General features: G+C 65.4%; 25 protein-coding genes and 2 tRNA genes. 24 read left to right on the forward strand and 3 right to left on the reverse strand.

The annotated features are described in order from the left end of the window. The first annotated feature begins 34 nt into the window (after nt 1-34). The 9 genes from I5E68_RS08115 (at nt 35) to hbs (ending at nt 5437) form a co-directional block, all read left to right on the forward strand. Complete coding sequence (locus I5E68_RS08115) at nt 35-355, forward strand: TIGR02300 family protein (protein ID WP_197162765.1); 321 nt, start codon at nt 35-37, stop codon at nt 353-355. Nucleotides 356-547: 192 nt separating this feature from the next. Next, nucleotides 548-623: transfer RNA gene (locus I5E68_RS08120), tRNA-Ala, on the forward strand. 185 nt (nt 624-808) lie between these two features. After that, complete coding sequence (gene ffh, locus I5E68_RS08125; RefSeq protein ID WP_197162767.1) at nt 809-2269, forward strand: signal recognition particle protein; 1461 nt, start codon at nt 809-811, stop codon at nt 2267-2269. Between the two features lie 38 nt (nt 2270-2307). Continuing rightward, nucleotides 2308-2736, forward strand: a complete 429-nt coding sequence (gene rpsP, locus I5E68_RS08130; protein WP_197162769.1) for a 30S ribosomal protein S16 — start codon at nt 2308-2310, stop codon at nt 2734-2736. 18 nt (nt 2737-2754) lie between these two features. Further along, nucleotides 2755-3267, forward strand: a complete 513-nt coding sequence (gene rimM / locus I5E68_RS08135) for a ribosome maturation factor RimM (RefSeq protein ID WP_197162771.1) — start codon at nt 2755-2757, stop codon at nt 3265-3267. Nucleotides 3268-3271: 4 nt separating this feature from the next. Beyond that, on the forward strand, nt 3272-3604 hold the full coding sequence (locus I5E68_RS08140; RefSeq protein ID WP_197162773.1) for a hypothetical protein: 333 nt from the start codon (nt 3272-3274) through the stop codon (nt 3602-3604). A gap of 10 nt (nt 3605-3614) precedes the next feature. After that, nucleotides 3615-4352 (forward strand): tRNA (guanosine(37)-N1)-methyltransferase TrmD, encoded by a 738-nt coding sequence (gene trmD / locus I5E68_RS08145; RefSeq protein WP_197162776.1) that lies wholly within the window; start codon nt 3615-3617, stop codon nt 4350-4352. Between the two features lie 4 nt (nt 4353-4356). Further along, nucleotides 4357-4731, forward strand: coding sequence for a 50S ribosomal protein L19 (gene rplS, locus I5E68_RS08150; protein ID WP_197162778.1), 375 nt, complete (start codon nt 4357-4359; stop codon nt 4729-4731). Between the two features lie 433 nt (nt 4732-5164). After that, the gene (gene hbs / locus I5E68_RS08155; RefSeq protein WP_197162781.1) at nt 5165-5437 is read left to right on the forward strand and encodes a non-specific DNA-binding protein Hbs; all 273 of its coding nucleotides are present in this window, start codon (nt 5165-5167) and stop codon (nt 5435-5437) included. Nucleotides 5438-5654: 217 nt separating this feature from the next. Here the strand turns inward: hbs and I5E68_RS08160 are convergent, their stop codons facing one another. Together I5E68_RS08160 and I5E68_RS08165 are read right to left on the reverse strand one after the other, a co-directional pair. Next, nucleotides 5655-6503, reverse strand: coding sequence for a hypothetical protein (locus I5E68_RS08160; protein WP_228726885.1), 849 nt, complete (start codon nt 6501-6503; stop codon nt 5655-5657). A gap of 34 nt (nt 6504-6537) precedes the next feature. Continuing rightward, on the reverse strand, nt 6538-7368 hold the full coding sequence (locus I5E68_RS08165) for a TrmH family RNA methyltransferase (RefSeq protein ID WP_197162783.1): 831 nt from the start codon (nt 7366-7368) through the stop codon (nt 6538-6540). Between the two features lie 163 nt (nt 7369-7531). Between I5E68_RS08165 and I5E68_RS08170 the strand changes: the two genes are divergently transcribed. The 8 genes from I5E68_RS08170 to I5E68_RS20265 all read left to right on the forward strand — a co-directional run bounded on the left by I5E68_RS08170 (nt 7532) and on the right by I5E68_RS20265 (nt 13087). Next, nucleotides 7532-7617: transfer RNA gene (locus tag I5E68_RS08170), tRNA-Tyr, on the forward strand. Between the two features lie 124 nt (nt 7618-7741). Beyond that, a complete protein-coding gene (locus I5E68_RS08175; protein WP_197162785.1) occupies nt 7742-8491 on the forward strand; it encodes a phosphatidylserine decarboxylase in 750 nt (249 codons plus the stop codon). A 20-nt stretch (nt 8492-8511) separates the two neighbouring features. Further along, entirely contained in the window at nt 8512-9375 is an 864-nt protein-coding gene (pssA, locus tag I5E68_RS08180) for a CDP-diacylglycerol--serine O-phosphatidyltransferase (RefSeq protein ID WP_228727108.1), read from the forward strand. A gap of 386 nt (nt 9376-9761) precedes the next feature. Further along, nucleotides 9762-10235, forward strand: coding sequence for a hypothetical protein (locus tag I5E68_RS08185; protein WP_197162788.1), 474 nt, complete (start codon nt 9762-9764; stop codon nt 10233-10235). A 276-nt stretch (nt 10236-10511) separates the two neighbouring features. Beyond that, nucleotides 10512-11264, forward strand: coding sequence for a 30S ribosomal protein S2 (gene rpsB, locus I5E68_RS08190; RefSeq protein WP_197162790.1), 753 nt, complete (start codon nt 10512-10514; stop codon nt 11262-11264). Between the two features lie 120 nt (nt 11265-11384). Further along, on the forward strand, nt 11385-12308 hold the full coding sequence (gene tsf / locus I5E68_RS08195) for a translation elongation factor Ts (protein WP_197162792.1): 924 nt from the start codon (nt 11385-11387) through the stop codon (nt 12306-12308). 398 nt (nt 12309-12706) lie between these two features. Beyond that, complete coding sequence (locus I5E68_RS08200) at nt 12707-12922, forward strand: hypothetical protein (protein WP_197162794.1); 216 nt, start codon at nt 12707-12709, stop codon at nt 12920-12922. Between the two features lie 30 nt (nt 12923-12952). Beyond that, the gene (locus tag I5E68_RS20265; protein WP_267449763.1) at nt 12953-13087 is read left to right on the forward strand and encodes a hypothetical protein; all 135 of its coding nucleotides are present in this window, start codon (nt 12953-12955) and stop codon (nt 13085-13087) included. Here the strand turns inward: I5E68_RS20265 and I5E68_RS08205 are convergent, their stop codons facing one another. Next, entirely contained in the window at nt 13088-13696 is a 609-nt protein-coding gene (locus I5E68_RS08205; RefSeq protein WP_197162796.1) for an NAD(P)-dependent oxidoreductase, read from the reverse strand. A gap of 56 nt (nt 13697-13752) precedes the next feature. Between I5E68_RS08205 and I5E68_RS08210 the strand changes: the two genes are divergently transcribed. The 7 genes from I5E68_RS08210 (at nt 13753) to rseP (ending at nt 19779) form a co-directional block, all read left to right on the forward strand. Continuing rightward, nucleotides 13753-14172, forward strand: a complete 420-nt coding sequence (locus tag I5E68_RS08210; RefSeq protein ID WP_197162799.1) for a winged helix-turn-helix transcriptional regulator — start codon at nt 13753-13755, stop codon at nt 14170-14172. A 151-nt stretch (nt 14173-14323) separates the two neighbouring features. Beyond that, nucleotides 14324-15046 carry a UMP kinase gene (gene pyrH, locus I5E68_RS08215; RefSeq protein WP_197162801.1) on the forward strand — a complete coding sequence of 241 codons (723 nt, stop codon included), beginning with the start codon at nt 14324-14326 and terminating at the stop codon, nt 15044-15046. Between the two features lies 1 nt (nt 15047). Then, on the forward strand, nt 15048-15605 hold the full coding sequence (frr, locus tag I5E68_RS08220) for a ribosome recycling factor (RefSeq protein ID WP_197162803.1): 558 nt from the start codon (nt 15048-15050) through the stop codon (nt 15603-15605). 103 nt (nt 15606-15708) lie between these two features. After that, the gene (gene uppS, locus I5E68_RS08225; protein ID WP_197164681.1) at nt 15709-16353 is read left to right on the forward strand and encodes a polyprenyl diphosphate synthase; all 645 of its coding nucleotides are present in this window, start codon (nt 15709-15711) and stop codon (nt 16351-16353) included. Then, nucleotides 16340-17113 carry a phosphatidate cytidylyltransferase gene (locus I5E68_RS08230; RefSeq protein ID WP_197162805.1) on the forward strand — a complete coding sequence of 258 codons (774 nt, stop codon included), beginning with the start codon at nt 16340-16342 and terminating at the stop codon, nt 17111-17113. The genes uppS and I5E68_RS08230 overlap by 14 nt, the downstream gene beginning before the upstream one ends. A gap of 49 nt (nt 17114-17162) precedes the next feature. Further along, entirely contained in the window at nt 17163-18353 is a 1191-nt protein-coding gene (locus I5E68_RS08235; protein ID WP_197162808.1) for a 1-deoxy-D-xylulose-5-phosphate reductoisomerase, read from the forward strand. A 40-nt stretch (nt 18354-18393) separates the two neighbouring features. Beyond that, entirely contained in the window at nt 18394-19779 is a 1386-nt protein-coding gene (gene rseP / locus I5E68_RS08240) for an RIP metalloprotease RseP (protein ID WP_197162810.1), read from the forward strand. Nucleotides 19780-19888 lie beyond the last annotated feature (109 nt).

The raw sequence follows: 19888 nt of genomic DNA on the forward strand, positions 1-19888 counted from the left end.
CATTGCTGCGGGTCACCCAAGACGAGGACATTTCATGGCCAAGCCTGAGTGGGGCGCCAAGCACGGCTGCCCGAAATGCGGCACCCGCTTCTACGACCTGGGCAAGGACGACCCGGTCACCTGCATCGAGTGCGGTTACCAGTGGAACCCCGAGCCGGTGCTCAAGTCGAAGCAGCCGATCCCCTTCGAGGAAGTCCAGAAGAAGGAACAGACCGAGGAGCAGGATTCGGATCTGGCCGATGACGATCTGGACATCGACGAGGACAGCGATTCGCCCGACAACGACGTCGATCTCGGCGGTGACGACGATCTCGGCATCAGCAAGGGCGACGACGACGACGATCGCGACGAGTAAGCGCTCGTCCCGGCGCCGTCCGGGGGCGGTTGGCCGGAGCTTGTTCGAGGGGTCGATGAAAAACTTTCGATCCCTCGAAAAAAGTTCTTGCCAGTGCGAACAGCCTCCCCTAGATGGCCCTCCACCGGACGGGGCGCTGCTCCAAACGGTAACAAAAACCGGCCTTCCCAGACCGGTTTTCTGAAATGGCACGGGGCCTTAGCTCAGCTGGGAGAGCGCTACAATGGCATTGTAGAGGTCAGCGGTTCGATCCCGCTAGGCTCCACCATTTCAAACAGTTCGCTTCCTCTGGCAGTGAACTGACAGATGAGTTTCGCGAGACAAGCGATACGCTGGCCGACGAGGTTTCGTCCGCCGGCGTTTTTCGTGTAATGTCCCGTCACGCCGGTCAGCGAGTTTTCGCCCACCGGCGTTTTTGGCGTTCCGGCGCCCGAGTTGAGGAGTGAAGGCCTGATGTTCGACAGTCTGTCCGATCGTCTTGGCGGTGTGTTCGACAAGCTGCGCGGACGTGGTGCTCTCAAGGAGCAGGACGTCCTCGATGCCATGCGCGAAGTGCGCATCGCGCTGCTCGAAGCCGACGTCGCCCTCCCGGTCGTGCGCCGCTTCGTCGATCAGGTCACCGAAAAGGCCGTGGGCCAGAACGTCCTGCGCTCGGTCACGCCGGGCCAGCAGGTCGTCAAGATCGTCAACGACGCGCTGATCGAGACGCTGGGCGGTGAGACCACCCCCGAGCTGGATCTCAACGCGGCACCGCCGGTCGTGATCATGATGGTCGGCCTGCAGGGCTCGGGCAAGACCACCAGCACCGCCAAGATTTCCAAGCTGCTCAAGGACAAGCAGGGCAAGAAGGTCATGATGGCCTCGCTGGACGTCAATCGTCCGGCCGCCCAGGAGCAGCTCAAGGTCCTGGGTGAGCAGACCGGCGTCGCCACCCTGCCGATCATTGCCGGCCAGCAGCCGACCGAGATCGCCACGCGTGCGATGCAGGCCGCCAAGCTGCAGGCCGCCGACGTCCTCATGCTCGACACCGCGGGACGTCTCCACGTCGACGCGCAGCTGATGGACGAGATGAAGGCGGTCGCCGCGATCGCCAACCCGCGCGAGACGCTGCTCGTCGTCGACTCGCTGACCGGTCAGGACGCGGTCAACGTCGCGCAGAGCTTTGCCGGCGAGGTCGATCTCACCGGTGTCGTGCTGACCCGCATGGACGGCGATGCGCGCGGCGGTGCGGCGCTCTCGATGCGCGCGGTGACCGGCAAGCCGATCAAGTTCGCGGGCACCGGCGAGAAGATGGACGCCATCGAGGTGTTCCACCCGAGCCGCGTCGCCAACCGCATTCTCGGCATGGGCGACGTCGTCTCCCTCGTCGAGAAGGCGGCGGAAGCGGTCAAGGTCGAGGAAGCCGAAGCGCTCGCCAAGCGCATGGAGCAGGGCAAGTTCGACATGAACGACCTGCGCACCCAGCTCAAGCAGATGCAGAACATGGGCGGCCTCGGCATGCTGGCGGGCATGATGCCCGGCATGAAGAAGGCCAAGGCCGCGATGGCGCAGTCGGGCATGAACGACAAGGTGCTGGTGCACATGGATGCGATCATCGGTTCGATGACGCCCAAGGAACGCGCCAACCCCGCGCTGCTCAATGCCAAGCGCAAGAAGCGTATCGCCAGCGGATCGGGCACCCAGGTCCAGGACGTCAACAAGCTGCTGAAAATGCACATGGAGATGTCCAAGGCGATGAAGCAGATCAAGAAGATGGGCGGGCTCAAGGGCCTGGCCGCGATGTTCGGCAAGGGCGGTCTCGATGCCGCGATGCCGGGCCTTGGCGGGCAGGGCCTCGGCGGCGGCGCTGCCGGTGGCCTTGGTGGCCTCGGTGGAGCCGGCGGCCCCGACCTCAGCAAGTTTCTGAAAAAGTAATTCCAAGCATTCGTAGAATTTAGAAGAAAGGTAACATCATGGCAGTTTCGATCCGTCTCTCGCGCGGTGGCGCGAAGAAGCGCCCCTACTACAAGATCGTCGTCGCCAACGCGACCGCACCGCGTGACGGCAAGTACCTCGAGCAGGTCGGCACCTACAACCCGCTGCTCGCCAAGGACGACGAGAACCGCGTCAAGCTCAACGCCGACCGCGTGAACTACTGGCTCGGCGTCGGCGCCCAGCCGACCGACCGCGTCGCCCGCATGCTCGACAAGGCCGGCATCAAGGAGCGCGCCGCGACCAACAACCCCAACAAGGGTGAGCCGGGCAAGAAGGCCAAGGACCGCGCCGAGGAGAAGGCAGAGAAGCTGCGCGAGGCCGAAGAGGCCGCCGCTGCTGCTGCTGCCGCTCCCGCCGAGGAAGCGCCTGCTGCCGAAGAGACCACCGAGGAATCGACCGAAGCCTAAGCCTCGGGATTTCACGGCATGGCAAACGACAAGCCTGTCACGCTCGCCGCCATCGCTGGCGCGCACGGCGTGACGGGCGAAGTCCGGCTCAAGCTGTTCGGTGAAGGCGTGGTGGCGCTCAAGCGCTACCGCGCCTTCAACGATTCGGCCCTGACGCTCAAGAAGCTCAAGGACGACGGCAAGGGCGGGGCTATCGCCCGCTTCGAGGAAGTGACCGACCGCACCGCGGCCGAGAAGCTTCGCGGTACCGTGCTCACCGTGCCGCGGGCAGAGATGCCCGCGCTGGAAGAGGGCGAGTACTACCACGCAGACCTGCTGGGCCTGCCCGCCGTCTCGGACGAGGGCGAGGCGCTCGGCACCGTCATCGCGGTCGAGAATTTCGGCGCAGGCGACGTGCTCGAGATAGAGCGCGCAGAGAAGGACGAGAAGGGCCGCGCGCAGCGCTTCATGGTCCCGATGACGCAAGCTGCCGTGCCCGAATGGGATGGCGAGAAGCTGGTCGTTGCCGCTGCCTTCGCGCAGCAGGACTGATGCCTTGTCGTTCCTGATCGGGCTGGCGTTCATTGCCGGCATGGCCTCGTTGTCCGGGGTCTTTTCTGCCGTGGTGCTTCACCGCGCGCTGCGCGTCCCGGCAGGGGCATGGCTGCTCGCGGCATCCTCACTGCTGGGCGGTGCAATGGCGACGCTGGCGATGCTGACCGTGTTTTCGATCAGCGATGCGGCGATGGAGCAAGCGCTCGTCGTCATCCTTATCTATTACCTGATCGCCTGGGGGCTGGGCTTTCCGGCCTGCTTCATGCTCGTGCGCCGCTATCGCCGCGAGGCGGGGCGCAAACCCGGCGGTGACGTGACCGCCGTTTTCGAATAGGGCGCCGCCCATGACCTTCGCCGCAACCGTCCTCACCCTTTATCCCGACATGTTCCCCGGGCCTCTCGGCATCAGCCTTGCCGGGCGCGCGCTCGAGCGAGGGGACTGGTCGATGGACGCGGTGCAGATCCGCGACTTCGCGAAGGACAAGCACCGCACCGTCGACGATACGCCCGCTGGCGGCGGGGCAGGGATGGTACTCAAGGCCGACGTTCTCGCCAGCGCCATCGACCATGCCCGCAGCACCAATCCCGGCGCCCCGGTGCTGGCGATGACCCCGCGCGGCAAGCCGATCTCGCAGGCGCGCATCCGCGAGCTTGCGGCAGGGCCCGGCGCGATCCTTCTGTGTGGCCGTTTCGAGGGTTTCGACGAGCGCATCTTCGAGGGACGCGATGTCGAGGAAGTCTCGGTCGGCGACATCGTGCTTTCGGGCGGTGAATGCGCTGCGCTGATGGTACTCGATGCTTGCATTCGCCTGCTTCCCGGCGTAATGGGCGCGGCTTCCAGCGGGACCGAGGAATCGTTCGAGGACGGCCTTCTCGAGTACCCGCACTATACCCGACCCGTCGAATGGGAAGGGCGCACGATCCCTGAAGTGCTGCGATCGGGGGATCATGCGAAGATCGCGGCCTGGCGGAAACGGCAGGCAGAAGATCACACACGGTCACGCAGGCCGGACCTTTGGGAGCGTCATGTCGACGCTCGGGACCAGTCTGCCTCTGGCGCGCGGCACAGTACGAAGGACTAGGTTCATGAACCTGATTCAGCAGATCGAGGCCGAGGAAATTGCCAAGGCCGCCAAGGATATTCCCGAGTTCCGTCCGGGCGACACCGTCCGCGTCGGCGTGAAGGTGGTTGAAGGCACCCGCACCCGTGTCCAGAACTTCGAAGGCGTGTGCATCGCGCGTTCGAACCGCGGCATGGGCTCGAACTTCACCGTCCGCAAGATCAGCTTCGGTGAAGGCGTGGAGCGTGTTTTCCCGATCTACTCGCCCAACATCGATTCCATCACTGTCGTGCGTCGCGGTATCGTGCGTCGCGCCAAGCTGTACTACCTGCGTGGTCGTACCGGCAAGCGCGCCCGCATCGCCGAGCGTCGCGACGTGCGCACCGGCGCCGAGGGTTGATCCTCGCGCGCTGACCCGGTCTCGCCGGGTTCTGGAAGGGCGGTTCGGCAACGAACCGCCTTTTTTGTCTCGACTGTCCACGCAAACTGTGCTGCCTTCCGTCGCTCCGCCGGAACCGAGGCTTTCTCGCTCCGGGGACTGGAGTATGGGGGACAGCTGGAGAAGGCACAGGCGGGGGACGCCTTTCGGGCCAAGCCACATCGAGAGGGATTCGCCGTGGGCGGCATTTGCCCTCCACGCACGGCGCATGTTGCGCTGCACAATCGGTCGGGATGCGCAAAGTAGCGGAAAAACACGTTAAACTGCGGGTTTCTGGGTGGTTTAGGCTTTGACAGCGCCACCAAAAACCGCTCAATTCCGTCGCATTCCGGAGGCGAATCCAGACAGTTTCCCATCACATCCTGATTCACAGAAAGGTTAGGGGGTTCCCATAATGAACAAGAACGATCTCATCAGCGCCGTCGCAGAGACCAGCGGCCTTACCCGCAACGACGCGACCAAGGCCGTTGAAGGCGTGTTCGACGCCATCACCGGCGCGCTGAAGAAGGGCGACGAAGTGCGCCTCGTCGGCTTCGGCACCTTCTCGGTCGCCAGCCGCAAGGCCTCGACCGGCCGCAACCCGCGCACCGGCGAGCCGATGGAAATCAAGGCTTCCTCGCAGCCCAAGTTCAAGGCCGGCAAGGGCCTCAAGGACGCCGTCAACTAAGATTGACGCAAGGCCCGTAACGCCTCACGGGCCTCAGGATCACGCCGCGTCGACCATCAGGTCGGCGCGGCGTTTTTCGTTGGTGGCGGCGCGAATTGCATCTGCGGGGCAGGGCGCGTCCACGCGCTCAGGCAGAGAAAAAGGCCCCGGCACTACGCGAAGGAAGTACCGGGGCCTTATCGAAGCCGGGGACAGGGCTCGCCGAGCCGCGCGCTGGTCAGTCGGCGAGCCGGATCAACGCGGTCGGTGCGGCCGGGCTGCGCGGGTTCACCGGCCAGGCGAGGACCGAGCGCTCGCTGCCTTCGACCGTGACCCGGCGTGCGCCCTCATCGGTGTTGTTGGCGAGGATGGTACCGTCGGTGATGACCCGGAAAGTGCCTTGCGCAGTTGCCGAGTTGCCGCCGTCGCTGCCCGACTTGGCCATGCCGGCCATCATCCCTGCCATGCTCGCCGAACTGTCCTCGGGACCGAAGCCGGGAGCGTTGATGCGTACCGTTCCGTCATCGCGCACCGTCACCTGGACGAAGGCATTGGCGAGCGGGAAGCCCTCGAGGGTCGGGAAAGTGAAGTCGCGGTCGAGGCGCGAGGTCACCGCGAACTCGACGTCGAAGGTGCCGTTGCCCTTGTATTCGGCGCGCTTCCACCCGGCCTGACGGGACAGCTTCTCGGCCAGCGCCGAGCCCGACGCCGGGTCGCTGGGGTCGATGCCGCCGAGCATGACCTGCGCTGCCTGCGCAGCCTCGCGGTTGTCCCTTGCCTGCGCGCGCTCCCAGGTCGCCCGCTGCGTTGCCAGTTCGGCCTCGCTGCAGGCACGTTCCGAGATGCCGTCGGCTTCGAGGCAGGGCTCCGCCTCGAAAGCCTGATCCGCCTTTTTTGCCGCTTCCATCATCGGGACCAGCACGATCTCTCCGAGGTAGTGGAAGGTGAACGTGCGGTCGGCGTTGACCTCGAGCTGCGAGGAGAAGCGCCCCGGCGTGAAGATGCAGGCCGAGACCAGCAAAGCCAGACCTGTCAGTGTCACCGCCGCGAGTGCACGCGCGCTCTTGCGCGAAGTCATTTTCTGCATGGTCTCGGTTTCCCCCTTGTTGCGCATCGGTCTGTCAGCGCGTCGCCGCAGCGTAGAGTGCGATGGCGGCTGCGTTGCTGACGTTGAGGCTCTCCATCGCCTCGCTGATCGGCAGCTTGGCGATCGCGTCGCAGTGCTGGACGATGTTGTGGCGCATGCCATCGCCCTCGGCGCCGAGGACCAGTGCCACGGGACCGGAGGGCAGGGCCTCGGCCAGCGTGCCCTGTGCCTCGCCGTCGAGGCCAATGCGCCAGTAACCCGCCTCGGCGATTTCCTCGAGCGCGCGGGCAAGGTTCACCACGCGCACCCAGGGCAGCACCTCGAGCGCGCCCGAGGCCGACTTGGCGAGCGTGCCCGATTCGGGCGGGGCATGGCGATCCTGCGTCACGATGCAGCAGGCGTTGAAGGCCGCAGCCGAACGCATGATCGCGCCGACGTTATGCGGATCGGTCACCTGGTCGAGCACGATCACCGGGCGGGCCGGGTCGTTGTCGAGCACGTCGGAGAGGAAGATGTCGTCGAGCGGCTCGCATTCGAGAACCAGCCCCTGATGCGGTGCATCGCGGGCGACGAGGCGTGCGAGATCGGCAACGTCTGCCCATTCGACGTTGAAATCGCTCGGGAGTTCTCCGTCGAGCGATTCGACGCCTTCACGAGTCGCCCACAATTTACGATGCGAGCGATTCGGATTCTTGAGTGCGGCCTCGACCGCGTGGCGTCCCCATAGCCGAGTCATGCCCGAGGTGCCGCGACCCGAGCCGCGCCCGTTTTTCATGCGTCCGGCCCGTCCACGCAGGGCTTTTCCGCGCTTACCCGCAGGCTGGCCGCCACTTTCGTCGTTGTTGCCCTGGCCGCGCTTGCTCATGAAATTATCCTCGAAATGAAAAAACTTTGCCGCTCCTGCCAGTGAGGCTGTTGACAGGCAAGGCTCACTTCGGCAAAGGCGCGGCTCCTCGGCAACGGGGTCCGGTTTCGGGCCCTCACCAACGGGACTTTTCCTCGGAAAATCCCAAGCCAGTGACTGGTGTGGACAGGTGGCCGAGTGGTTAAAGGCAGCAGACTGTAAATCTGCCCGCGCAAGCGTACGTTGGTTCGAATCCAGCCCTGTCCACCACCAGTAACTCTCCTCTCTTACACGAGGTTCACGGCCCCCGAAGGGGTGTGGACCGAAGCGCAAACCGGAACTGTCCGGGGCCGCCGGCATTGCGGTTGGTGTGCGCACTCTCTAGAGGAAAGTTATGCCCGGAGACATTCTCGATAATCAGGGTCGCGGCGAAGTGTCGTGGCAGTGGCCCTCCATTCACCCCGAAGGCCGCAAGTTCGGCGCCATAGCCGGTGTCGTCGCACTGGGCGTGTGGGTCCTGCTCGGACCCTGGTTCGGATGGCCGCTCGCGGTCCTGACCTTGTGCGTGCTGGCGTTCTTCCGCGACCCCGTGCGCGTTACGCCGCAGGACGAACGCAGCATCATCGCGCCCGCCGACGGTCTCGTCACGCTCATCCAGAAGGTCTCGCCCCCGCGCGAGCTGACCGTCGACGATGGCAGCGGCCGCCCGCCCATGTCGAGCGAGCCGGTGACGCGCATCTCGATCTTCATGAGCGTGTTCGACGTGCACATCAATCGCGCGCCGATCGGTGGCTCTGTGCGCCGGGTGATCTACATTCCCGGGCGCTTCGTGAATGCCGACCTCGACAAGGCGAGCGAGGAAAACGAACGCCAGCACATCCTGATCGAGCGTGGCGACGGCCTGCGCATCTGCTTCACCCAGATCGCGGGTCTTGTCGCCCGTCGCATCGTTCCCTTCGTCAAGCCCGGTGACATCCTCGCCGCCGGTCAGCGCGTGGGCCTGATCCGTTTCGGCAGCCGCGTCGATGTCTACCTGCCTGCGGGTACCGAGCCGCGCGTGCTGATGGGCCAGAAAATCGTTGCCGGCGAGACCGTGCTCGCTGAAGTCGCCGCTGCGCCTGCAATTGAGGGCATCGCCCAGTGAGCGATGCGTCAGGCGACAATCTGCCCGGTGGGACGACAGCAGGTGAGGGGCGTGAGCCCCGCACTGGTCGCCGCCGCATCGCAGCGGGTCTGTCGCTGCGGGCTATGGTGCCCAACGCGATCACCGCGGCGGCGCTGTGCTCGGGCCTGACCGGGATCCGCTTCGCCATTGCCGGTGATTTCGAGAAGTCGGTGCAGGCGGTCATTCTGGCGGGCCTGCTCGACGGTATCGACGGGCGTGCAGCCCGCCTGCTCAAGGCGCAGTCACGTTTCGGCGCCGAGCTCGACAGTCTTGCCGACGCGATCTCCTTCGGCGTGGCCCCGGCGCTGATCGTCTATCTCTGGACGCTTCACGCGCTGCCCAGCCTTGGCTGGATTTCCGCGCTGGCTTTCGCGATTTGCTGCGTGCTGCGCCTCGCCCGGTTCAATGCACGGCTCGACGTCGACGATCAGCCGCACAAGAGTGCCGGTTTCCTGACCGGCGTACCCGCGCCGCTGGGGGCAGGACTCGCCTTTCTGCCGATCTACCTGTGGATCGCGACGACCCGCCCGGAATTCGCCGAGCCCGTTGCGGTCAGCCTGTGGATGGTCCTGATCGCGTTCCTGATGATTTCGAACGTACCGACGCTGAGCTGGGGCCGGTTGCGACCGCCGCCGCGCATGCGCCTGTTCGTGATCGCGCTGGTCGGCCTTGCCGTCGCGGCGCTGCTGACCGAGCCCTGGCTGACCCTCGTGGTCCTGACGCTGGGCTATCTTCTGCTGCTTCCCTATGGACTTGCGGTCTACCGCAAGGTCAGGCGGCAAGCATCGCCCGCGCCGGTGTCAGAACCGGAAGAGGCAGCATCGCAGCCCGGGCCGGACTACGAACCGCTCGGTCCTTCCTGACCGTCGCGGCAACACTGCGGGGCTGGGCATATCTGCCCTGCGCCCGCAGTTCGATATCCTGCCACGCGAGTTCCGCGCGCAGTGCGCGAAACTTCGGAGCGAACTGGATCCAGCTGGCAACGACGGTCCAGGCCGAAGCCATGGCGGCAACCGCAAAGAGACCGATGGCAAGTGCATTCATGTCCAGTTCCTTTCGCTCGCCGGTCTGCGCCAATGGCCGCCGGACCTGAGGGGTGGCTTGTGGAAAACCTCGGATTGTTCTATCAATGTTCCTGTTGGGTCGTTAGTTCTCTTTTTGTTCTCCTGTTGTCAAGGGGATTTTGGAACGACAATCCTTTTGGGGAGTCCTCCGGCCCGGTGCGCCGATCGGAGTTAGGGTGCGTATAATGAATGAAGGTGGTCTGCCGCTAAAGCTCGTGACCCTCGAAGGGCTTGGCGAGTGGTGCACGGCCAATGGTTTCGAGATCGAGGAAGTCGGTTCGGACGAAGTCCTCCTGACGGACGCAGAGACCGGCAGTGCCTGGTCGTTGTTCCGGGTCGAGGACTGGTTGCAGGCAAAAGGACTGGTGATCGACGAGGTCGAGCCCACGCACGCCCTTTGCGAGACGCTGGTGCGCTTGCACGATCGCCTGATCGGCTGCCGCTTCGCGCTCGACCAGCAGCATGGTCTGGTGATCGTCGCCGATTTCGGGCGCGCCAGCCAGACGATCGAGGGCATTGGCGAGACCTTGATGCAGATGCAGTCGATCATCGACCAGACCGCACCGATGCTCGACAAGGTGATCGAGAAGGGCGCTGCCGCCGACGAGCAGACCATTGATCGTGCCTTTGGGGTCATGGGTTCTTTGCGTATCCACTGAGTGTGGCGCGCGCTGGCAGTAGGCCAGTATTTGCAGGCACTTGCCGGTGTCTCGTCGGTTTGGCGGCCCAGGAGCGCGACGCAACGGCGCGATTGGGGCTGGATTTCCCCGCCCAGCTTCGCTAAGGGCGGCCCCGTTCGAGAGGGGGCACCACCGAATCCGCGGCGGTACTTGCTTCTCGGGCAAATCCACATGGGCGATGCACATACCGGTGCCGCAGCGGGTCGATCCGCACGGTTCCAGTCGCCCAGAGGTTAAACCGGAAGGAATTATACTATGGCGGCTCCCGTCGTCACCATGCAGCAGCTGATCGAGGCTGGCGCACACTTCGGTCACCAGACCCACCGCTGGAACCCGCGCATGAAGCCGTACATCTTCGGCGCGCGCAACGGCATCCACATCATCGACCTGTCGCAGACCGTGCCCCTGATGGCGCGTGCGCTCGACTTCGTCTCGGCCACCGTCCAGGCCGGCGGCAAGGTTCTCTTCGTCGGCACCAAGCGTCAGGCCCAGGAGCCGATCGCCCAGGCTGCGCGCGCTTGCGGCCAGCACTACGTCAACCACCGCTGGCTGGGCGGCATGCTCACCAACTGGAAGACCATCTCGGGCTCGATCAAGCGCTTCAAGGCGCTCGAAGAGCAGCTTGCTGGCGACACCCACGGCCTGACCAAGAAGGAAATCCTTCAGCTCACCCGCGAGCGTGACAAGTTCGAGCTCTCGCTCGGCGGTATCCGCGACATGGGCGGCATTCCGGACGTGATGTTCGTGATCGACGCCAACAAGGAAGAGCTGGCCATCAAGGAAGCCAACGTCCTTGGCATCCCGGTCATCGCGGTGCTCGACACCAACGTGAACCCGCAGGGCATCTCGTTCCCGATCCCGGGCAACGACGACGCCAGCCGCGCCGTTCGCCTCTACTGCGAAGCGATGGCCCAGGCCGCGACCAAGGGCGGCAACGACGCTCTCGCAGCCAGCGGTGCCGATCTCGGCGCGATGGAAGCGCCGGTCGAGGAAGCCGTCGCCGGCTGATCACCCGGGGTTACGACAGGTTCCGTCACGGAATTGTCGCGCGCCGGGTCCATTGGGCTCGGCGCGCCCTTAGTTTCAGGGCCGTATCCACGGCTCCACCACAGTAAGAGGATTTGAGCGATGGCTTACACCGCCGCTGACGTGAAGACCCTGCGCGAGCGCTCGGGCGCCGGCATGATGGATTGCAAGAAGGCTCTCGACGAGACCGGTGGCGACATCGAAGCCGCCGTTGACGCGCTGCGCGCCAAGGGTCTGGCCGCTGCCGCCAAGAAGTCGAGCCGCACGGCTGCCGAAGGTCTCGTCGGCGTTGCCGTCGAGGGCACCAAGGGCGTTGCCGTCGAGGTCAACTCGGAAACCGACTTCGTTGCCAAGAACGAGCAGTTCCAGGACTTCGTGCGCAAGACCACCGAAGTCGCTCTCTCGGTCGACGGCGACGACGTCGAGGCGCTCAAGGGCGCTGCCTACCCCGACGGTGGCACCGTCGGCGACAAGCTGACCAACAACGTCGCCACCATCGGTGAGAACCAGCAGGTTCGCCGCATGAAGACCGTCTCGGTCAAGCAGGGCGTGGTCGTTCCCTACATGCACAACGCTGCTGCGCCGAACCTCGGCAAGATCGGCGTTCTCGTCGCGCTCGAGTCGGAAGCTTCGGCCGACGTGCTCGAGACGCTGGGCAAGCAGATCGCGATGCACATCGCCGCTGCCTTCCCGCTCGCGCTCAACGCTGACGATCTCGACGCCGAGCTGATCGCTCGCGAGCGCAAGATCGCCGAAGAGAAGGCCGCTGAATCGGGCAAGCCCGAAGCAGTCCAGGCCAAGATGGTCGACGGCGCGATCGCGAAGTACGCCAAGGAGAACGCTCTCCTGTCGCAGGTCTTCGTGATGGACAACAAGACCCCGATCCTCGAAGTCGTCAACGCGGCCGGCAAGGAAGCGGGCGCCAAGATCGAGCTGGTCGACTTCGTGCGCTACCAGCTGGGCGAGGGCATCGAGAAGGAAGTCTCCGACTTCGCCGCCGAAGTGGCTGCTGCCGCTGGCGTCTGATCTCTCGATCGCGCAAAATTGAAAAAGGCCGCAGGAGCAATCGCTTCTGCGGCCTTTTTCATGTCCGCGAGAGGGCGGGGGCTCCTTGTGCTGCAAGGTCGATGGTCTAGGCTCATTCTTCTTGAGGCATCGTGGGAGGGGCATGATGGGGCGAATGCGAAACGTACTGGTCGCGGGGTTGGCCATGCTGGCTCGGGCTGTTTAGGCACCGGTGCTGGCGGTCACTTCGGAACCTGAGGAAGCAGGCCCTGAGGCATCAGGCAAAGCTGAAGTGCGCGCAGTGCTGACGGACGGACTGGTGGGGGGGCTTGAAGGCCTGTCGGCTCTGGATACTCCATCCTGACACTTGGGCAGAAGGGGCCGGGCCTTTCGTCAAGGCCGTAGGGCTGGAAGGTGCGATGGGGCAGGTCGCTTCGGTTGCCGAGGTCAATCTGCCGCCAGAGGCATGGCGAGCGGGCAACATCTACTGGCGCATCAACTCAACCTTGAATGCGGGGTATGTTCTCGTCGTCTCGCATCGCATGCCGATATGTCATCTGACGGGCGGCGGGGCTGAGGATCTTCAGCCTGTCGTGGTTGAGGTCCTGGCGTCGGCGGAATTTGGTTCGGCATAGCGCGAGATCGATGAGGCGACACGTGGCGACATGGTTTCGACCACTTTCGTCAGTCGCGAAGAGCCCGATTTCACGATGGTGGTGAGCCGGGCGGCTGCACCCGGTGCAAGGCGCGACCGGGTGCAGGTGATCGCCTCGGCAAGCTTCGAGCCGGCGGGCGAATGATCAGTACGCGGCCGTGAAGCGTGCGCGGCTGTGTTCGTGAGTTTCGAGCTCGTCGACCATGGCCAGCGCGAAGTCGGCGAAGCTGATCTTGCTCTCGTCATTGGCATCGACGACGAGTTCGTCCCCGCCCTTGCGGTAGTGGCCGAGGCGCTCGCCCTCGAAGATGATCATGGCGGGCGAGAAGAACGTCCAGTCGATGTCGTCGTTCGCCTTGAGCGCGTCGAGGAAGGCGATGCCGGCGAGGGCTGCGCTCTTCCAGTCTTCAGGGAAATCCGGGCCGTCGATCAGGCGCTTGCCGTCGGGGCCGGTGAGGCTTGCCGCACCGCCGGTCACGAGAATGCGTCCGACGCCTGCGCTGCGCAGGGCAGAGAGCAGGGTCTCGGCGGGGATCGTGTGGTGCAATGCGCTGATGACGGCGTCGCTGCCCGCGATCAGCCCGGCCAGTTGCACCGGGTCCGAGGCATCGCCTGCGCTCGCGGTAATGTTCTTGCCCTGTGGAATGGCTTGCGGGTGACGGGCGATGGCCACGACCTGGTGGCCGCGCGCAGCAGCCTCCTTAACGATTTCGGATCCGGCGTGGCCGCTGGCGCCAAGGACTGCAATCTTCATCTTCGTATTCCCTAGGTGGTTACCAATGGTGACTAGGTGTGATATCCATAGCGATCATGCAAGAAGGCACCTTTTCGATACCCGCTAACCGCGAGGTAACCACCCCGCCGGCCTACGATGTATTCGCGGCGCAATGTCCCACCCGTCAGTTGCTCGATCGGGTGGCCGACAAGTGGAGCGTGCTCATCCTCACGACGCTTGGCGCGCAGGAGATGCGCTTCAACGCGCTGCGCCGCCATATCGAGGGCATCTCGCAAAAGATGCTCAGCCAGACGCTGCGTGCGCTCGAGCGCGACGGGCTGGTCGAGCGCAGCGTGGTCGCCTCGATCCCGGTCAAGGTAAGCTATGCGCTGACACCGCTCGGCGCCGAACTGCTCGAGGCGCTGCGCGCGATGATCGCCTGGGCCGAGCAGCGCATGGACGATGTCGCAAAGGCGCAGGCGCGGTTCGATCGTGCACATGCCGAGGCGGGCTGAGCGCTGAGGGCTGAGCGGTGAGGGCTGGGCGTGCGGCGGGCTGCGCGCCCCGCAGCGGAACAGGGCAGGGAAATCTCCGAAGTCGCCCTTGGCAAGGCGCGCGCGCACTCCTAAAGCCTTGCCGACCCCCAGTTCAGGAGACCGTGCTGCAATGAGTTCCTCCCCCTACAAGCGCGTCCTGCTCAAGCTCTCGGGCGAAGTTTTGATGGGTAGCCAGCCGTTTGGCATCGACCCCGAATTCGTCGCCGAGATGGCCGGCGAAGTGAAGGCGGCCAAGGACACCGGGCTGGAAATCTGCCTCGTCATCGGCGGCGGCAACATCTTTCGCGGCATGGCCGGTGCGGCCAAGGGCATGGACCGTGCCCAAGCTGACTACATGGGCATGCTCGCGACCGTGATGAACGCGCTTGCCATGCAGAACGCGCTCGAACAGCTCGGCGTGCCGACCCGCGTGCAGTCGGCGATCGAGATGGACAAGGTCTGCGAGCCGGTGATCCGCCGCCGCGCCGAGCGCCACCTCGAGAAGGGCCGCGTCGTGATCTTCGCCGCGGGCGTCGGCGCGCCTTATTTCACCACCGATTCCGGTGCAGCACTGCGCGCCGCCGAGATGAAGTGCGATGCGCTGCTCAAGGGCACCAGTGTCGACGGGGTCTACGACAGCGACCCCAAGACCAACCCGGAGGCCAAGCGCTACGACACCGTCGACTTCGACACCGTCCTCGCCGACAACCTCAAGGTGATGGACGCATCCGCCGTGGCGCTGTGCCGCGACAATTCGATTCCGATCGTCGTCTTTTCGATCCGCGAACAGGGCAACCTCGCCGCTGTTCTGGCGGGAGAGGGCACCAAGACGATCGTGCAGAAGGGAGCCTGACATGGCCAAGTACGACAAGGATGATCTCGAACGCCGCATGAAGGGCGCGGTGGAATCGCTCAAGGGCGATCTCGCCGGCCTGCGCACCGGTCGCGCCAGCACGCAGCTGCTCGACCCGGTCAACGTCGAGGTCTACGGCGCGATGATGCCGCTCAACCAGGTCGCCACCGTCTCGGTGCCCGAGCCGCGCATGATCTCGGTGCAGGTCTGGGACAAGTCCAACGTGACCCCGGTCGAGAAGGCGATCCGTTCGGCAGGTCTGGGCCTTAACCCGATCAACGATGGCCAGACCCTGCGCCTGCCGATCCCCGACCTCACCGAGGAGCGCCGCAAGGAGCTCGCCAAGCTCGCCGGCCAGTACGCCGAGAAGGCCAAGGTCGCGATCCGCAACGTGCGCCGCGACGGTATGGACGATCTCAAGACCGACGAGAACAAGAAGGAAATCTCGGAAGACGAGCGCAAGCGCGCGGAGACCGACGTGCAGAAGCTGACCGACGAGCAGATCAAGGCCGTCGACGATGCCTTCGCGCACAAGGAAAAGGAAATTCTCAACAAGTGACCCGACGACTGGCTCATGAGGGACATCGCCAAGTGTCTGCCAGCGCAGCGAGGGCCGCGTGAAGGCTGACGGCACTGCCGGTGCGCGCCACGTCGCCATCATCATGGATGGCAACGGGCGCTGGGCGAAGAAGCGCCTGCTTCCGCGCGCGATGGGTCACCAGCGCGGCGTGGAGGCGGTGCGCCGGATCGTGCGCGGTGCGCGCGAGCTCGGCCTCGAGGCACTGACCCTCTACGCCTTCTCGACCGAGAACTGGCGGCGCCCGGAGGAGGAAATCTCCGACCTCATGGGCCTGATGAAGCGCTTCATCCTCTCCGATCTCGACGAGTTCGCGAAGGCCGGGGTGCGCCTCAGGATCATCGGCGACTACACCGCCTTCAAGCCCGACGTTGTCGAGCTGATCGACGGCGCGATTGCGCGGACCGCCGGGAACACCGGCACCACGCTCGCGGTCGCGCTGAACTACGGCGCGCGCGACGAGATCGCCCGCGCCGCGCGCAAGGCCGCGGCCAAGGGCGAGATCACGCCCGAGAGCATCGAGGCCGAGCTCGACACCGCCGACCTGCCGCCGCTCGACCTGCTGATCCGCACCTCGGGCGAGGTTCGCCTGTCGAACTTCCTGCTGTGGCAGGCGGCCTATGCAGAGATGCTCTTCACCGACGTCCTGTGGCCCGATTTCACCGTGGATCACCTGCGCGAGGCGCTCGACGACTTCGCCAATCGCGAGAGACGTTATGGAGGGCGCTGACCGCAAGGCCAAGGGCGCGTCGGACCTCGGCGTGCGCGCGGCCTCGGCCGTGGTGATGGTGGCGCTCGCGGGCGGGGCGCTGTGGCTGGGCGGTCCGGTGTGGATCGCCTTCGTCTGCGCGGTCGCGGTCGGGGTCTTGTGGGAATGGGTGCGCATGTCGCGCCGCTTCGCGACAGAGCCGATGGCCCGCGGCCTGTGGAATTTCGGCGGCATGTTCTACGTCGGCATCGGCGCTGCCATGCTGCTGTTCCTGCGCAATCCCGCCTTCACCCTCGCGCCCTTGCTGACGGTAGTGACCGGCGTGATCGCGGTCGACGTTGGTGCCTACTTTGCCGGGCGCACTTTCGGCGGTCCCAAGATCGCGCCCGCGATCAGCCCCTCCAAGACCTGGGCAGGGCTTGTCGGTGGATGCGTCGGCGCGACTGCGGTGCTGTTCGGTGCCGCGATGCTGTGGCGCGCAGGCTCGATCGATGTCGAGCCCGTCACCTCGCCGGGCGCCTTGCGCAGCTGCTTCGGGATGGACCGGTGCTGGTACTTCGATGCCAGCCCCGTCGCGCTCTTCGCAATCTGCCTGATGACCGGCATCTTCTTCGCCGTGGCCGCGCAGGCCGGCGATTTCTTCGAGAGCTGGATGAAGCGGCGGGCTGGGGTCAAGGACTCCGGATCGCTGATTCCCGGGCATGGCGGCTTCTTCGACCGCGTTGACGGCTTGCTGGCCGTGCTTTTCCTGCTAGCCCTGATGATCCTGTTCAAGCCGTGAGCCGTATCGGCGCCGCAGCTGGACGATATTTGATGACCAAGGGACCGCAATGACCAAGGCCCCCGAACAAGCCTGCGAGCACGGTGGCGCGCGTACGATCTCCGTGCTCGGTGCGACCGGCTCGATCGGCGCATCGACGCTCGACCTCGTGCGTCGCAACCGCGCGCAGTGGCGCGTCGTCGCGCTGACCGCGAATGGCAATGCCGCAGCGCTGGCAGCGCTGGCGCGCGAATTCGAGGTCGAGGTCGCGGTCGTTGCCGACGAGGCCGCGCTGCCCGAACTGCGTGCAGCGCTTGCCGGTACCGGCATCGAGGCCGCTGGCGGTGCACAGGCGCTGGTCGAGGCCGCCGCGCGCGGCGCGCAGATGACCATCGCCGCGATTGTCGGCTGCGCGGGGCTTGCCCCCACCATGGCCGCGATCGAGCAGGGCGGGTTGATCGGTCTTGCCAACAAGGAGGCGTTGGTCTCGGCGGGCGAGGTCATGACGGCCGCGGTCGCGCGCCACGGCGCGACGCTGCTGCCGGTCGATTCCGAGCACAACGCGATCTTCCAGTGCCTGCAGGGCAACCAGCTCAGCCAGGTCCGCTCGATCACGCTGACCGCAAGCGGCGGTCCGTTTCGCGACTGGAGTGCAGGCCAGCTCGCCGAGGCGACGCCCGCGCAGGCGATCAAGCATCCCAACTGGGACATGGGCGCGAAGATCAGCGTCGATTCGGCGACAATGTTCAACAAGGGCCTCGAGCTGATCGAGGCGCACTACCTCTTCCCGGTCGGGCTCGATGCCTTGCGCATCATCGTCCATCCGCAGTCGATCGTGCACTCGATGGTCGAGTATCGCGACGGTTCGACCCTTGCCCAGCTCGGCCCGTCGGACATGCGTGTTCCCATCGCCTCGGTGCTGGCATGGCCCGCGCGCATGGACACGCCGCTGGCTCCGCTCGATCTTGCCGCGATTGGCGAGCTGACCTTCCGGGCTCCCGACGAGGAGCGTTTTCCCGCGACGCGGCTCGCTCGCGAGGCGGCGCGGGCAGGGGGCGCGATCCCTGCGGTGCTCAATGCGGCCAACGAGGTTGCGGTGGCGGCGTTCCTTGCCGGTCAGATCGGGTTCAGCCGGATCGCGGCAGAAGTGGAGCACGTGCTCGAGACTTACGCGCCAAGCGCGCCGACCAGCCTTGCCGATGTCCTCGCCGTCGATGCCGAGGCGCGTCGGCGTGCACTCGGCCTGCTGCAGGCCGCCTGAGCGCGAAGCCGCAGAACCATAGCCCCGGAGAGATACTGAGTTGACCGCTGCCCCTGGCCTCCTGACCACGATTTTCGCCTTCCTGCTGGTGCTCGGGCCCCTCGTGGTCATCCACGAGCTGGGCCACTACCTCGTGGGCCGCTTCTTCGGGGTCAAGGCGGATGCCTTCTCGATCGGTTTCGGCAAGGAGCTGACTGGCTGGACCGACAAGCGCGGTACCCGCTGGAAGCTCTCGATACTGCCGCTGGGCGGCTACGTGCAGTTCGCCGGAGACATGAACCCGGCAAGCGCTCCGAGCGCTGGCGAGGACGGCCTGAGCGAAGCCGAGCGCGCGCACACCTTCCACGTCAAGCCACTGTGGCAGCGTGCGCTGATCGTCTTTGCGGGGCCGCTCACCAACCTTCTGGTCTGCGTGGCGATCCTCGCCGGTTTCGCCTGGGCCAACGGACGGCTCGTTGCCGATCCCGAGATCGCGGCCTTTGCCGAGAATTCGCCTGCGCAGGCAGCCGGGCTCGAGGCGGGCGACCGCATCGTGAGCATCGATGGCGACCCGATCGAGAGCGTTACCGACATCCCCTCGCACGTGGTCTATTTCCCCGATCAGACGATCGAGGTCACTGTCTCGCGCGATGGCGAGACGCGCTCGATCCCGGTGCACCTGGCGCGGCGCGAGATGCGCGACGAGTTCGGCAACGAGGCTGCAATCGGCGACCTTGGGGTCGATTTCGCACTGCCCATCGTCAGCGGTTTCACGGGCGATTCGAGTGCCGAAGCGGCGGGAATGCAGGTCGGCGACAAGATCGTCGAGGTCGACGGCAAGGCCATCGGCAGCTTCGCGGAAATCCCGCCGATGATCGAACCGATCCCCGGTCGCACGATCCCCATTGTCGTCGAGCGCGAAGGCCAGCGCGAGGCGCTCTCGGTCACGGTCGGCAGTGCCGAACGCATGGGCGAGGACGGCAAGACCGTCACGGCGGGCTGGCTGGGCGTGCGCACGGGCTTCGGCAGGGTGGTCCCCGTCGGGCCCCTCGAGGCGGTCGGTCTGGGCTTTACCCGCAGCTTCGACATCATGGGTTCGATGGTCACCGGCATCAAGCAGATCGTGGTGGGCCAGCGCTCGGTCAAGGAGATGGGCGGGCCCATCAAGATCGCGCAGTATTCCGGCCAGCAGTTCTCGCTGGGCTGGGAGCAGTTCACCGGTTTCGTGGCGCTGATCTCAATTAACTTGGCATTCATCAACCTCCTGCCAATCCCCGGCCTCGACGGCGGGCATCTGGCTTTCTACGCAGCCGAATGGGTTCGTCGGAAGCCACTTGGAGTGCGCAGTCAGGAATGGGCGATCCGCACGGGCGTGGCACTGGTCCTCGCGCTGATGCTGTTCGTGACGGTCAATGACCTGGTGTCCCTTCCGATTTTCGGGGGATAGCCGGGAGGTTTTAGGCGGGGATCGCTCTCCTGCGGGTTTGTCAGCTTGATCGGACGGCGTCCATCAGGCAGATGGCTGCGGTCATATCCGGTTCTGGGTGCGCGAGCCG

The organism is Novosphingobium aureum (genome assembly GCF_015865035.1).
Classification (GTDB): Bacteria; Pseudomonadota; Alphaproteobacteria; order Sphingomonadales; family Sphingomonadaceae; genus Novosphingobium; species Novosphingobium aureum.

Coding starts and splice junctions, on each gene's coding strand:
- I5E68_RS08165 (WP_197162783.1), bottom strand. CDS start 7,368: ATGAGCAAGCGCGGCCAGGGCAACAACGACGAAAGTGGCGGCCAGCCT.
- I5E68_RS08210 (WP_197162799.1), top strand. CDS start 13,753: ATGCAAGAAGGCACCTTTTCGATACCCGCTAACCGCGAGGTAACCACC.
- pyrH (WP_197162801.1), top strand. CDS start 14,324: ATGAGTTCCTCCCCCTACAAGCGCGTCCTGCTCAAGCTCTCGGGCGAA.
- tsf (WP_197162792.1), top strand. CDS start 11,385: ATGGCTTACACCGCCGCTGACGTGAAGACCCTGCGCGAGCGCTCGGGC.
- rpsB (WP_197162790.1), top strand. CDS start 10,512: ATGGCGGCTCCCGTCGTCACCATGCAGCAGCTGATCGAGGCTGGCGCA.
- I5E68_RS20265 (WP_267449763.1), top strand. CDS start 12,953: ATGGTTTCGACCACTTTCGTCAGTCGCGAAGAGCCCGATTTCACGATG.
- I5E68_RS08200 (WP_197162794.1), top strand. CDS start 12,707: ATGGGGCAGGTCGCTTCGGTTGCCGAGGTCAATCTGCCGCCAGAGGCA.
- I5E68_RS08115 (WP_197162765.1), top strand. CDS start 35: ATGGCCAAGCCTGAGTGGGGCGCCAAGCACGGCTGCCCGAAATGCGGC.
- rplS (WP_197162778.1), top strand. CDS start 4,357: ATGAACCTGATTCAGCAGATCGAGGCCGAGGAAATTGCCAAGGCCGCC.
- I5E68_RS08230 (WP_197162805.1), top strand. CDS start 16,340: ATGGAGGGCGCTGACCGCAAGGCCAAGGGCGCGTCGGACCTCGGCGTG.
- I5E68_RS08160 (WP_228726885.1), bottom strand. CDS start 6,503: ATGCAGAAAATGACTTCGCGCAAGAGCGCGCGTGCACTCGCGGCGGTG.
- I5E68_RS08175 (WP_197162785.1), top strand. CDS start 7,742: ATGCCCGGAGACATTCTCGATAATCAGGGTCGCGGCGAAGTGTCGTGG.
- I5E68_RS08185 (WP_197162788.1), top strand. CDS start 9,762: ATGAATGAAGGTGGTCTGCCGCTAAAGCTCGTGACCCTCGAAGGGCTT.
- frr (WP_197162803.1), top strand. CDS start 15,048: ATGGCCAAGTACGACAAGGATGATCTCGAACGCCGCATGAAGGGCGCG.
- I5E68_RS08205 (WP_197162796.1), bottom strand. CDS start 13,696: ATGAAGATTGCAGTCCTTGGCGCCAGCGGCCACGCCGGATCCGAAATC.
- rpsP (WP_197162769.1), top strand. CDS start 2,308: ATGGCAGTTTCGATCCGTCTCTCGCGCGGTGGCGCGAAGAAGCGCCCC.
- I5E68_RS08235 (WP_197162808.1), top strand. CDS start 17,163: ATGACCAAGGCCCCCGAACAAGCCTGCGAGCACGGTGGCGCGCGTACG.
- ffh (WP_197162767.1), top strand. CDS start 809: ATGTTCGACAGTCTGTCCGATCGTCTTGGCGGTGTGTTCGACAAGCTG.
- rimM (WP_197162771.1), top strand. CDS start 2,755: ATGGCAAACGACAAGCCTGTCACGCTCGCCGCCATCGCTGGCGCGCAC.
- uppS (WP_197164681.1), top strand. CDS start 15,709: ATGGATGGCAACGGGCGCTGGGCGAAGAAGCGCCTGCTTCCGCGCGCG.
- trmD (WP_197162776.1), top strand. CDS start 3,615: ATGACCTTCGCCGCAACCGTCCTCACCCTTTATCCCGACATGTTCCCC.
- hbs (WP_197162781.1), top strand. CDS start 5,165: ATGAACAAGAACGATCTCATCAGCGCCGTCGCAGAGACCAGCGGCCTT.